Raw genomic sequence first — 15121 nt, 5'->3', positions numbered from 1 at the left:
CTCCGACCAGCTGGAAACGGTGATCCGCGGCGGCTCCGGCGACGACACCATCCACATGGGCGGCGAGCAGACCCCCGTGCTGCGCGACCCGCCCGAGTACCTGTTCACGCCCGATCCCATCCTGCGCCAGGAAGACGACAAGATCTGGCAGATGCTGCAGAACGGCGGCTGGAACGGCAACCTCGATTACTACTCGTGGGTGGCGGCCAACCTGTTCAAGATCGACAGCCAGGGCGCCTGGTACTACTACTATCCGCCGTCCTGGGGCAGCACGCAGGACCTGGCGCGGCTCACCGCGCAGTTCCAGCTCTGGTGGCAGGGCTACGGCGGCGGCGGCACCCCGTGGTGGTTCTTCTTCGCGCCTTCGCTGTACGACATCCAGGGCACGGTCAACGTGCCGGGCTACGGCGGCTTCACCTACGACAACGGCGTCGGCCCGGCCGACGACCTGCGCAACTTCATCAACGCCTCGGTCTACCTCACGTCCAAGACCGACGCGTTCGTCAAGTGGGACGACCGCGCCTGGAACCAGCACCAGCAGCTGCAGGTGCGCACGCAGGCCGGCTACACCGTCCCGGGCTTCTCGTACTACAACCTCGCGGACTGGATGTTCCAGACGTACTACGCGACGTCGCCGCCGAAGCTGTGGGTCGACCCCAAGGCCTACTACATCGCCGAGGCGCGCGTCGACAACCTGAACCAGTTCGCCGGCAAGCTGCGGGTGGACGGCGGCGCGGACGAAGACCGCTTCGTGGTGCACGACGAGAACGGCACGGTGCACGAGGGCACGCTGGAACTCCTGTACAAGGTGCAGGAGCGCGATGCCCAGGGCCGGCTGCTCTACACCGCCGGCGACAACGAATTCCTGGACGAGCGCGACGGCCACAACCTGACGCTGCGCGGCGCGTCCGTCGCCGGCGACATCTGGAGCCTGCGCGCCGGGACATCCACGTACAGCGTCACCGCCAACAGCGGCGAGAGCCTGCGCTCGGTCGCCGCCCGGCTGGCCACGGCGGTCAACGGCGGCAGCGGCTACACGGCGGAGTTGCAGCCGCCGCTCACCACCGTCACCGGTCCCGTCAACGGCGTCGGCGCGGTGGCGATCAGCCAGGTCGTGTCCAACACCGTCTACACCGTCACGGTGGAGAACCGCACCCTCAGCTACAAGTCGGTGGCGGGCGACACGGCGCAGACCATCGCCTCCAAGCTGGCGACCACGCTGGGGCAGGCCATCACCAGCGGCTACACCTTCAACGCGGCCAGTGGCGTGATCACGGTCACGCGCGGCGCCGGCGGCACCTACACGCTGGCCGGCAACGACCCGGTTCTGTTCGTCAAGCAGACCGGCAACGCGCCGGGCCGCATCGCCGGACTGGCCGTGCTGTCGACCAACGGCACCGGCCGCGACGCGGCGACGCGCTCCGTGCGCGCCAGCGGACTGGCGCAAGGCGACACCGTGTTGGAGGCCGTCAACGTGCTGACCGGCTTCGGCCAGGTCACCACGGGCCTGAGCAACTACTTCGGCGTCGAATTCGAGCGCTTCGAGGAAACCCAGCTGCGCCTGACGGGCGTGGCGGACACGCTCACCGTCAACATGGACGTGACGCCGGTCGGCTCGCACGTCGCCGGCGACATCGAAGTGGCGCTGGGCGGCGGCGACGACAGCGTCAGCGTGCTGGCCACCGCCGGCAACGTCACCATCCTGGGCGGCGCGGGCAGCGACACGGTGACGGTCGGCGACGCCACCCACGACCTCGGCGACGTCCACGGCGTGCTCGACTTCCAGGGCGACGCGCACCGCTACGAAACCTCCACCGCCACGTCCGAGTTCATCCCGGTCGCGACGATCACGGCACAAGGCAAGGTGGCCGAGAACCTGGTCGACATCACATCGGCCTACCTGAACGCCAACTTCACGGCCTATCGCCGCGAGGACGGCGGCGTCTTCGCCAACAGCCAGTACATCTTCACCGATGCCGCCGTGTTCGACGGCGCCGAGCTGTTCGAGACCGATCCGCAGACCGGCCAGCTGCGCAAGAGCCTCGGCAAGCTGGTGTACCTCGACCCCGAACTCGAGCGCATCGATCCCAACGGCGACTGGATGCAGACGGCGGCGCAGCACGGCCGCCAGAAGTTCACCGACGGCACGCTGGTCACCTACGACATCCGCAACGGCCTGCGCGTCATCGCGAAGAACGGGGATCGCACGCCGGCGACCCAGACCCTCACGGCGAAGATCCCGGTCACGGTGGTCACCCAGAAGCCGCGGATGCAGGTGCAGGAGTTCTACAGCGCCACCTTCGGCACGGGTGGCACCGACCGGCTCGTGATCGCCAACCAGGCCGACGACAGCGGCTTCGGCGGCCGCCTGTCCGCCACCAACATCGGCGTCGGCACCGTGGAGGCGGGCTACACCGAGCACGTGGCGTACAGCCGCGTCGAAGCGCTGGACATCACCCTCGGCGACGGCGCGGACGTCTTCCGCATCACCGGCACCGGCGCGCCGGTCACGCTCAGCACCGGCATCGGCCGCGACGAGGTGACGGTGCAAGGCATCCAGCATGCCGTCACGGTCAACACCGGGGCCGACGACGACACCATCAATGTCTACGGCGCGGCCGCGACCCTGGTGGACATCGACGCCACGCTGACGATCATGGGCGGCACGGGCGCCGATACCGTCAACATCCTCAACAGCTTCGACGGCACCGGCGTGGCGGGCACGATCCGGTCCACCGAGGTGACCGGCTTCGGCATGGGCGGCAAGATCGTCTACGGCGAGGCCGAGACGCTCAACTTCGCGGGCGGCTACGCGGCCGACAACATCACGGTCGAAAGCACCCTCGCGGGCGTGACCACCAACGTGTTCAGCGACACCGGCAACGACGTGGTCAACGTGCGCAGCACCGGCGGCGCCACCAACATCGTCACCGGCGCGGGCAACGACACCGTCAACGTCGGGGTCACCACCGACCTGCAGGGCATCCGGGGCGAACTGTTCGTCGGCGGCAAGGAGGTTGCGACCGAAGGCGGCACGGACACGGTGAACATCCAGGACGGCACCGCCGTCGGCAAGTCGGGCGCGGCCAAGGGCACGCTGGCGGCGCAGAGCCTCAACGGCCTGGGCATGAGCGCGGTGATCCGCTACGCGGACTTCAACGTCCTGAACCTTGTGCTCGGTTCGGCCAGCGACGAACTGGTGATCGCCGCCACCATGGCCGGCTTCACGCGCGTCGACGGCCGCGGCGGCAACGACAAGATCCGCATCGATACCCTGGCGGGCAACCTGGAGGTCCTGGGCGGCCTCGACAACGACGAACTGACGCTGTTCGACGGCGTCGGCGACGCCGCCGCCGAGGGCGCGTCGCTCAAGCTGGACGGCAACACCGGCGACGACCTGATCACGCTCAACATCGGCTCGCTGGTCGGCCTGCCGGTCACGGTGACCGACAGCGACGTGGTGAACGGCTTCGACGAGCTGGTGATCAACGGCACTGCCGGCGCCGACCAGTTCTGGCTGGGCGCCAACGACAACGGCACCGCCTTCCCGGTCGGCCTGCTGGTCGCCGGCCAGCGCGAGGTGCAGAAGACCGACAGCCAGGGGCGGCCGCTGTTCCATGTGCAGCAGACCGATGCCCAGGGCCGGCCGCTGTACGACATCTTCGGCGACCCGCTGCTGGTGACGGCCGGCGGCGCACCGGTCGAGACCCTCACCAACACGGGCATCGCGGCCAAGGTCGTCAACCCGGCACGCAACGACGTCGCCTTCGACCGCATCGACAAGTTCACCATCCGCAGCCTCGGCGGCAATGACACCTTCCTGGTGGACGACAACGCCATGGAGACGCTGATCGAGATGGGGACGGGCGACGACCGCATCGACATCGCCTCGGTCAAGACCTACATCGACGAATTCGGCGTCGAGGTCGTGAACCTGCAGCAGACCACGCCCGGCACCTCCGCGAAGATGACCGTGCGCGGCGGCGACGGCAACGACGAATTCAACGTCTTCCACAACGAGGCCGAGCTGTTCCTGCACGGCGACGCCGGCGACGACGTGTTCGCCGTGTTCACCTTCCTCGTCAAGGTGGAAGCCGGCCGGGAGAAGGCCGTCAACCTGACCTCGCTGGACGGCGGCAGCGGCAGCAACTCCTACGAGTACCTGCAGAACGCGCCGGTGGAGATCATCGGCGGCTCGGGCAACGACACGCTGACCATCACGGGCACCGGCATCAAGGACGTGTTCGTGGTCACGGACAAGTTCGTGGCCGGCGGCGGCCGCATCACGTATTTCTCGGAGATCGAGACCATCAACGTGCAGACGGCGGGTGGCGACGACGAGATCTACGTCCTCACCACCAACCCCAACCTGGTCACAAACGTGCGCGGCGGCTCGGGCAAGGACACGGTGCACATCGGTGGCGACCATCCGGTGCTGGTGTTCGACCCGCCGCCGGAAATCGTGCAGCCGGCGCCGACCACCAAGGTCACCTATGAAACCGAGACCCGGATCGTCAGCAACGACCCGGCGCCGTTCACCCGCGTGGTGGCGCTGACGGACCTGAACCCGGACTTCACCATCAGCGACTCGCTGGCGCAGCGCTTCGGGGTGCAGAACACCTTCAACCAGATCCACGTAGCGTCGATCAACCAGCAGACCTACACCTTCTCGTTCTGGTTCTTCGGCTGGGGCGGCACCTTCAGCTTCAGCCTGCCGGTCAGCGCCACCATCGTGGTCGACCAGCCGGCCACCTTCACCACCGAGACCATCCAGGTCAAGAAGACGACGACGATCACGCCGCCGCCGGTGGTGGTGGACGCGCCGCCGTTTGCCTTCAAGCTGCCGGCCGTCAACACGCTGGGCGGCATCCGCGGCAAGGTCAACATCGAAGGCGGCGAGGGCGAGGACAGCATCGTCGTCCATGACGAGGGCGGCGCGGGCGACCCGCTGGTGCTCGATGCGCGGACCGTCTCGGGCCGCGAATGGGGCTCCCTCAACGGCGCGGGCCTGGGCGCCGAAGTGCTGTACGACGACGTCGAATCGCTGGACGCCCGGCTGGGCAGCCACGACGACGAAGTCACGATCGAACACACGCATGCGGACAGCACGCGGCTGGTGCTGGGCGGCGGCGACGACTACGTCCGCGTCAAGAGCATCGCCGGCAACACGTCCATCCTGGGCGGCGCCGGCAACGACGTGGTCGAGGTCTGGAGCGACGCGGTCAACCTCGACGCGATCGATGCCAACCTGAGTTTCGACGGCGACAAGCATGTGACCGAAGTCGCGCCCAACTGGGTGGACGGCATCGATCCGGCCACCGGCCAGCACACGCCGGTACCGGTGACGCCGCTGGTGACCAACGCGGCCGGCCAGCAGTACGCCACCAAGAATGCCAACGGGAGCATCACGCTGCGCAGCGGCCCGGCTTATGCGACCGCCGTCGACCTCGACGCCGCCGGCCAGGTGATCCGCGACCCGGTCACAAAGATCCCCAGCACGCACCTGGTGCTGCTGCCGTTCCCGCTGAAGACGGTGACCGAGACCTACGAGGCCGGGGCCGACCGGTTGTTCGTCCGCACCGAAGGCACCTCGACCCCGCTGACCGGCACGCTGGACGGCGGCACGCTGTCTGGGCTGAACATGCAGGATGGCGCGGGGACCGCGACCTTCGTGCAGGCGGCACGCATCGAGGACCTCGAGATCCGCCTGGGCGCCGGGGCCGACACCTTCTTCGTGCTGGCGACCGAGCCCTCGACCCGGCTGCGCACCGGCGGCGGCAACGACCGCATCACCGTCGGACGCGACGGCTCGCTCGACGGCATCCTGGGCGCGCTCGACATCGACGCGCAGGGCGGCAACGGGAACGTGCTGGTCATCGACGACTCGAACGACCCGGATGGCGACACCAACGTGCGCATCACGGCCACCACGGTGACCGGCCTGGCGCCGGCCGCCATCACCTACAACGCCACCACCGGCTTCTTCGGCAGCAGCTTCGATGCGGCCACGGGCAGCTTCAGCGCCGGCGTCACGGTGCTGGCCGGCACCGGCCGCGACACCATCACCGTCGAGTCCGCGCGCAACGCGGGCGCGGCGATGGTCGAAGTGACGCGGGTCGACGCGGGCGGCGGCAACGACGACGTGCGGATCACCGAAAACGACCCGCGCTACCTCGAGGTGCACGGCGGCGCCGGCGATGACCTGGTGCGGCTGCTGCAGACCGGCGCCAGCGCCACCCTGGGCGGCCTGGCCGTCTTCGGCGACGGCGGTGCCGACACGATCATTGGCGGGCTGCAGGCCGACGTGCTGGTGGGCGGCCTGGGCGACGACTTCATCGACGGCCGCGAGAACGACGACCTGCTGGTCGGCGACAACGCGCGCATCGTGCGCGACGCCGCCTACCGCGTCCTGCGCGTGGCGACGGAAGACGACATCGAGGGCGGCACCGACACCCTGACTTCCAGCCAGGGCAACGACGTGATGCTGGGTGGCGCCGGCGACGACGTGCTGTCGGCGCTGGGCGGCGGCAGCATCGCGATCGGCGACGCCGGCGTGGTGGTCATCGGCGGCGACGTGTACTCGACCTCGTCCGCGGCGGGCGGCAACGACACCTTGACCGGCGGCCAGCTGGCCAATGTCCTGATCGGCGGCGCGGGCAACGACAAGATCACCGGCGGCAGCGGCAACGACATCATCGTCGGCGACGCGGCCTACGTGACTCGGGCCGGCGGCCTGGCCGTGCGCATCGAGACCATCGACCTCGAAGGCACCATCGTGCTGCTTGGCGGCGTGGACACCATCGACGGCGGCGACGGCAGCGACATCATCCTGGGCGGCGTCGAAGCCGGCGTCGGCCCGGTGGCCGGCGACCGCATCACGGCGGGCCTCGGCGGCGACATCATCCTCGGCGACGGCGGCGTGGTCGTGGTCGGCGGCCGGGTGGAGACCACCACGGCGGGCCAGGGCGGCGACGACTTCATCCTCGGCGTGGGCAGCACCAGCGGCGGGCTCGGCAGCGTGCTGATCGGCGGCGCCGGCGGCGACCGCATCGATGGCACCGGCGGCGACGACGTCATTGCCGGCGACGGCGCGAAGGTGCTGCGTTCCGGCAGCACGGTGCTGAGCGTGGAGACGGTCGACGACGCCACCGGCGGGGTCGACCACATCACCGGCGGCGACGGCAGCGACGTCATCCTGGGCGGCGCGATGGGCGACGAGATCATCGCCAGCCTGGGCGGCGACATCATCCTGGGCGACGCCGGCTTCGCGGACCTGGCGGGCGACGTGTACTCCACCGCCCCCGGCGTCGGCGGCGACGACACCATCACCGGCGGCTCCGGCGCGGGCGCGGCCAACCGCAGCATCATCCTGGGCGGCGCGGGCGACGACATCCTGGCCGGCGGCGACGGCGACAACATCCTGCTGGGCGACAGCGGCTACGTCGAGCGCGTGGCCGGCGTCGTGCGGCAGGTCCGCAGCATCGCCCCCGGCACGGGCGGCATCGACCACATCACCAGTGGCGCGGGCGGCGACCTGATCGTCGGCGGCGCGGGCGGCGACGACATCGTGGCCGGCCTCGGCAGCGACATCGTGCTGGGCGACAACGGCGAGATCTTCCTGAACCACACCGGCGCGGGCGAGAGCAACGACGTGCGCTCCACCGACCTGCTGGTGGGCGGCGACGACACCATCACCGGCGGTGCCGGCACCAGCATCCTGGTGGGCGGCTTCGGCGCCGACCACATCACCACCGGCAGCGGCCGCGCGGTGATCGTGGGCGACAACGCCGAGGTGAGCCGCGACGAGCACGAGACCTGGCGGCGGGTGCGCTCCATCGACGGCGGCGACGCCAGCGCGGGCGGCGACGTGATCAGCAGCGATGCGGGCGAGAACGTCATCATCGCGGGGCTCGGCGCCGACCACGTGCTGCTGGGCGGCGGCGTCAACATCGTGCTGGGCGACAACGGCACGGTGGCGCTGAACAATGCGAGCGCCAACGACATCGCCACCGACGACACCGGCCTGGGTGGTGACGACACCATCGATGCCGGCGCGGGCGTCAACAAGATCCTCGGCGGCTTCGGCGCCGACACCATCACCCTGGGCGGCGGCGACAACGTGGTGCTGGGCGACAACGGCGTGGTGCTGCGCGACGGCAGTGGCGTCGTGACCCTGGTCGCGACGAGCGACACGGAGAGCGCCACCGGCGGCGACGACACCATCACCAGCGAGGGCGGGGCCAACGTCATCTTCGGCGGCGTCGGGGCCGACACCATCGAGGCGCCGCAGGGCGACAACATCATCCTCGGCGACAACGGCGTGGCCGGCTTCCTCCCCGGAGCGGAAGACGTCTACACGGTCGACGCGGCCCTGGGTGGCGACGACACCATCGTCGGCGGCGCGCTGGGCAACATCCTGATCGGCGGCGCCGGCAACGACGAGCTCACCGGAGGCGTGGCCAACGACGTGATTGCCGGCGACGGCGCGCGCGTGCACCGCAGCGGCGGCAGCGTGCTGACGGTTGCAACGATCGACGACGCCATCGGCGGCGTGGACACGATTGCGGGCGGCGAGGGCGCCGACGTCATCCTCGGCGGCGCGGCCGGCGACGAGATCGTCGCCAGCCTGGGCGGCGACATCATCCTGGGCGACGGCGGCTTCGCCGACCTCACGGGCGATGTCTACAGCACCAGCCCCACCATCGGCGGCAACGACAGCATCACGGGCGGCGCCGGCGCGGGGGCGGCCAACCGCAGCATCATCCTGGGCGGCGCCGGCGACGACACGCTGGCCGGCGGCGACGGCGACAACATCCTGCTGGGCGACGGCGGCTATGTCGTGCGCGAAGCGGGCGTCGCCAAGAACGTCTACAGCATCGATGCGGGCATCGGCGGCGTCGACCACATCACCAGCGGCGCGGGCAACGACCTGATCGTCGGCGGCGCGGCCGGCGACCACATCGAGGCCGGCCTCGGCAGCGACATCGTGCTGGGCGACAGCGGCGAGATCTTCCTCAACCACGGCGCGGCGGGCGACAGCAACGACGTGCGTTCCACGGCCCTGGACAAGGGCGGCGACGACACGATCACCGGCGGCGCCGGCACCAGCATCCTGATCGGCGGCTTCGGGGCCGACCACATCGCCACCGGCAGCGGCCGGGCGGTGGTCGCCGGCGACAACGCCGAAGTGCTGCGCGATGCTTCCGAAGCCTGGCGGCTGGTGCGGTCCATCGACAGCGGCGACGCCACCGCGGGCGCGGACACGATCACCAGCGCCGTGGGCGACAACGTGATCCTGGCCGGCCTCGGCGCCGACACCGTCACCCTGGACGGCGGGACCAACATCGTGCTGGGCGACAACGGCAGCGTCACGCTGAACGACGCGGCCGCCAACGACATCACCACCAGCGACATCGCCCTCGGCGGCGCGGACACGATCACCGTCGGCGACGGCGTGAACACCATCCTCGGCGGCTTCGGCGGCGACGCGATCACGCTGGCGGGCGGCACCAACGTGGTGGTCGGCGACAACGGCCTCGTGGGACGCAACGGCGCGGGCGCCATCGTCCTCGTGGCGGCCACCGATGCGACGGACGCCACCGGCGGCGCCGACACCATCACCAGTGACGGCGGCAGCAACGTGATTTTCGGCGGCGTCGGCGGCGACACCATCGGCGCGCCGGCCGGCGTGAACATCATCCTGGGCGACAACGGCACGGCGTCGTTCGCGGGTGCCAACCGCGACGTGACCAGCACCCACTTCGGCCTCGGCGGCGACGACACGATCACCGGCGGCAGCGGCAACAACATCATCCTGGGCGGCGCGGGCCAGGACACGATCACCGGAGGCGCCGGCGACGACGTCATCCTCGGCGACAGTGGCGTCGTCCATCGCGATGCTGCCTTCGGCCTGCTGCAGGTGGCGACGCAGGCGCCCGCCATCGGCGGCGCCGACACCATCGACGGCGGCGCGGGCGCGGACGTGATCCTCGGCGGCGCGCTCGGCGACACCATCAGCGCCCTGATCGGCGGCAAGACCATCCTCGGCGACAACGGGGTGGTGGACTTCGGCGGTGACGTCTACACCACCGAGGCCGACACCGGCGGCGCGGATCGGATCACCAGCGGCGCCGACACGGTGGGCAACATCATCCTGGGCGGCGCCGAGGGCGACACCATCTCCGGCGGCCTCGGCAACGACATCGTGCTGGGCGACGGCGGACGGGTCTTCCGGCTGGCCGACCGCACGATCACGCGCATTGCCTCCACCGACACCGGCATCGGCGGCAACGACACCATCGACGGCGGCGCGGGCAGCGACCTGCTGGTGGGCGGCGCGGGCGGCGACACCATCACCGCGCTGCTGGGCGGCAAGATCGTCCTGGGCGACAGCGGCCAGGTGAACCTGCAAGGCGCCGACCGCGACGTCGAGACGCTGGATGCAGCCATCGGCGGCATCGACCTGGTCACTGCCGGCACGGACGCCGTGGGCAACATCATCCTCGGCGGCGCGGCGGGCGACACGCTCAGTGGCGGCAGCGGCGATGACGTCATCCTCGGCGACAGCGGCGTGGTGCGGCGTTCCGCCAGCGGCGCCGTCCTGCGCGTGGCCAGCACCGACCACGGCGTGGGTGGCGACGACCACATCAGCGGCGGCAGCGGCCGCGACATCCTGCTGGGCGGCGCAGGGGCCGACACCATCACCGCACCCGAGGGCGGCAAGATCATCCTGGGCGACAGCGGCGAGGTGAACCTCTCCGGCGGCGACCGCGACGTCTTCACCGCGGAGTCGGCGATCGGCGGCAGCGACACCATCGTCGGCGGCGCCGATGCGCTGGGCAACATCATCCTCGGCGGTGCGGAAGGTGACGGCATCTTCGGCGGCAGCGGCGACGACGTGATCCTCGGCGACAGCGGCCGCGTCTACCGCGACGCGAGCGGCAACGTCCTTCGCGTGGCCAGCGTCGACGAAGGCATCGGCGGGTCCGACACCATCGAAGGTGGCGCCGGCACGGACATCATCCTCGGCGGCGCCGGGGGCGACACCATCACGGCGCTGCTGGGCGGCAAGATCATCCTGGGCGACAGCGGCCAGGTGAACCTGTCCGGCGCCGACCGCGATGTCTTCAGCACCGCCACCGGCATCGGCGGCTCCGACACCATCACCGCGGGCGCGGACGCCGGCGGCAACATCGTGCTGGGCGGCATGGCCGGCGACACCCTCACGGGCGGTTCCGGCAACGACGTGCTGGTGGGCGACAGCGGCCGCGTGTACCGCAATGCGTCCGGCGGCCTGCTGCGCGTCGCAACCCTGGCGCCCACGATAGGCGGCGCCGACACGATCTACGGCGGCGCGGGCTTCGACGTGCTGGTCGGCGGCGCGGCCGGCGACACGATCTCCACCGGCGACGGCAACAAGGTGGTGCTGGGCGACAACGGCGTGGTGGACTACGCCCTCGAGGTGCTGCCGGTCCTGTCCACCCTGGACCTGGCGGCCAGCACCCCGGAAGCCGCCGATGCGGCCGACACCATCACCACCGGCGCCGGCAACGACGTCATCGTGGGCGGCGGCGGCGGCGACGTCATCGACGCGGGCAACGGTGCCAACCTGGTGCTGGGCGACTACGGCCGCATCGAATGGATTGCCGGACTGCTGGATTACGTCACCACCACCGATCCCACCGACGGCGGCGACGACCACGTGGTCTCCGGCAGCGGCGCGGACATCCTGGTGGGCGGCGCCGGCAACGACACCATGGACGCCGGCGCGGGCGCCGACATCCTGCTGGGCGACCAGGGCGTGATCGACTACGTGGCCGGCGTGCCCGTGTTCATCAGCGACCCGGCCACCGCGGGCGACGACGTCCTCATTGGCGGCGCGGGCGACGACATCGTCATCGCCGGTCTCGGCAACGACTGGATCAGCGGCGACGCCGGGCGCGACCTGCTGTTCGGCGACGAGGCGCAGCTGACCTACGTCAACGGCGTCCTGCGGCAGGCCGCCACCCCCGGCACCAACGCGCCGGGCGGCAGCGATACCATCCTGGGCGGCGACGGGGACGACATCATCGTCACCGGCGCCGGCGCCGGCGCCGACAGCGCCAGCGACCCGGCGGGCAACAACCTGATGGTGGCCGGCAATGCCGTGATCACCTGGACCGCGACGGGGGCCCTCGAAAAGGTCACCGCGCTCGACGCGGCGGCCAGCGGCGTGCATACGCTGTCCGGCGGCTCGGGCCGGGACGTCCTGGTCGGCTCGGCCGGCGCGGACGTGCTGTCCGGCAACGGCGGCGACGACGTGATCCTCGGCGACGGCGCGGTGCTGACCTATGCCAACGGCCAGCTGAGCGACATCGCACCCAGCGCCACGATCGCGCTGGGCGGCGCCGACACCATCTGGGGCGGCGAGGGCAACGACAGCATCGTCGGCGGCGCGGCCGCGGATGAAATCCACGGTGGCGGCGGCGAGGACGTCATCTTCGGCGACCACGGCTGGTTCAACCCGAACGGCGCCCGCAACGCGAACTACCTGTCCGTCTCCACGCAGGTCGCCGACAACGGTGGCGCCGACACGATCTACGGCGACGCCGGCGACGACCGCATCCTGGGTGGCCAGGGCGGCGACACGATCTTCGGCGGCGACGGCCAGGACGACATCACCGGCGGCCACAACGTGCTGGCCGGCAGCGACGGCGGCGACTGGATCGACGCGGGCGACCAGCAGGACGTCGTGCTGGGCGACAACGGACGCATCGTCCGCCGCCTGGACGCCGGCGGCCAGTGGGTGCGCTACGCCGCTCCCTTCGGTGACGTCATCCGCGACGTCACCCGCTTCGACGACGTCGACCTGGTGGCCGGCAACGACACCATCCTCGGCTCGGGCGGCGCCGACATCCTGCACGGGCAGCGCGGCAACGACGTGCTGGCCGGCGGCGAGGGCGACGACGAGGTGTTCGGCGAACTCGGCAACGACCAGCTCACGGGCGGCGGCGGGCGCGACTTCCTGCTCGGCGACGTGGGGGTCGTCACGCGCACCTTCAATGCCGACGGCAGCCCGCGCATCGATGCCAATGGCTCCTGGCACCGCGACGTGCTGCTGCTGGACATGGCGTACCTCTCCGGCAGCGTCGCGCTGAATACGTCCTCGTGGTGGTCCACCACCCCGGCGGCCTCGCGCGCCACCGTCGATGCCCTGCTGGGCGCCGACGTGGTGCTGCTGGCGGGCCGCCAGGACGGGGCCGGCGCCAACGTGCTGCTCACGCCTTACGGCGCCTGGGACAGCCGTGCGCTGCTGCTGGAACTGCTCGCCGACGGCAACGACACGTTGGGCGGTGGCGATGGCGCCGACGTGCTGTTCGGCCAGCGCGGCGACGACGTGCTGGCGGGAGACGCCGGGGACGACCTGCTGTCGGGCGGCACCGGCAACGATGCGCTGGACGGCGGAGCGGGCGACGACACCGTGGTCGGCGACAACCTGCTGGTGGACAGCGACACCGGCAGCGCGCCCAACGTGATGCAGGGCCAGTGGGTGATCCACACGGCGGCGTCCGCGGAGGCGGCGCTCGGCGTCGCGCTCGGCCAGTTCGGCACGACGATCGTCCCGATGGTGGACGTCACCCCGGGCGCCAACATGGCGCCCGAGACGGCGGTGCTGCCCTTCGTGTTCGGCAATTCCACGCTGCTTCCGGCGGACAACGCGCTGCGCCTGGCCGACGGCGGCCGGATGGTGGCCTACGCCTCCGTCACGCCGGAGGTTGGCAGCCACCTGCGGCAGATCCGCGGCAACGACAGCGTCGCCGGCGGCGACGGCAAGGACACGCTGGTGGGCGACGACCAGGTGGTGTTCGCGCGTACGCTCACCTTCACCGACGCCACCATGGCGAAGGCGAAGGACCTGGCGGTCCGCTTCTACGACCTGTCGGACGACTTCTCCGACCTCGTCAACCGCAACTTCGAACTGCTGGGCGACCGCTACTACGGCGAGCACATCGACGCCTGGGTGGTCGATGCCAGCTACAACCTGGGTGCCGACGTGCTGCAGGGGCAGGGCGGCAACGACGTGCTGGTGGGCGACGACAGCGTGGTGGTGCAACCCACGTTCAACCTGCCGGTGCACCTGGCGGGCGATTTCGAGCGCTTCATCGAAGGCATCTCGGACGCCGGCCACGAGATCGCGCGCGGCGTGTTCGACCTGGTCGACCTGGAATACGCGCTGCGCGACGAGCTCGGCACGCAGGTGATCAACAGGAAGACCTACAACACGATCCGCCACCATGCGGACCTGGTCCTGTGGGGCAACGACGCCATCTACGGCGGCGACGGCAGCGACCTGGCGATCGGGGACGCGATGATCGTCCGCACGCCGGTGGTCAACGTCACGGCCTCCGCCACGCCGGTCTACAAGTACGGCGACGACCTCTGGCAGAACCCGGACTGGCGCGACGAGGGCGACCACTGGTACGGCAACGATGCCTGGCGCAAGCAGTACCACAAGCACTACGACTTCCAGCTGGCCTCGCTGGCCATGGGCCGCGACTCGATCGACGGCGGCGCCGGCGACGACATCGCCTACGGCGACAGCCTGGCGGTGCTGGACTTCGCGGTCAACCGCGCCGCCAACATCAGCAGCCGCGACTGGGGCTATGCGGCCGACAGCGTGCAGGACGGGGCCGAACGCATCGCCATCCTGACCGACAGCGCCGACTACTGGGGCCGCCTGAACGGCCGCGGGGATGAGGATTACCCGGATGACTGGAGCCACGACTGGCCGTACCGTGCAGGCATCCGGTTCGACCACGGCGACGAATTGCGCGGCGGCGAAGGCGACGACATCCTGTTCGGGCAGGCCGGCGACGACAAGCTGTACGGCGACAACGGCGACGACTGGCTGGTCGGTGGCGACGGGCACGACACCCTGAGCACCGGCAACGGCCGCCGCAACGACTACGAGGGTTCCAACAACTCGTCGATGCTGCGCTACCTGGTGGGGTCGCGGCTGGTGAACTGGGACGGGACGTATGGCGAGTTCGGCCTGGGCTACGTGCCTTTCGGCCAGACGAGCGTGATGAAGAAGGGCGTGTCGTCGCACCTGGACGACTTCTCCTTCCTGACGCCGCAGTGA

The 15121-nt window shown here is 70.6% G+C and carries 1 protein-coding gene (only partly in view); it reads left to right on the top strand.

The features are described 5' to 3' along the window. Positions 1-15121, top strand: partial view of a DUF4347 domain-containing protein gene (locus LZ009_RS13220; RefSeq protein ID WP_275698399.1) — the 3' portion only. Its footprint begins 14972 nt before the window's first position; 15121 of the gene's 30093 nt are visible here — the last part of the coding sequence; the start codon falls outside the window, past its left edge; it ends in the stop codon at positions 15119-15121.

This window comes from Ramlibacter paludis (genome assembly GCF_022012305.1).
In the GTDB taxonomy this organism is placed as follows: Bacteria; Pseudomonadota; Gammaproteobacteria; order Burkholderiales; family Burkholderiaceae_C; genus Ramlibacter; species Ramlibacter paludis.
This window is presented reverse-complemented; position numbering and strand designations above follow the sequence as displayed.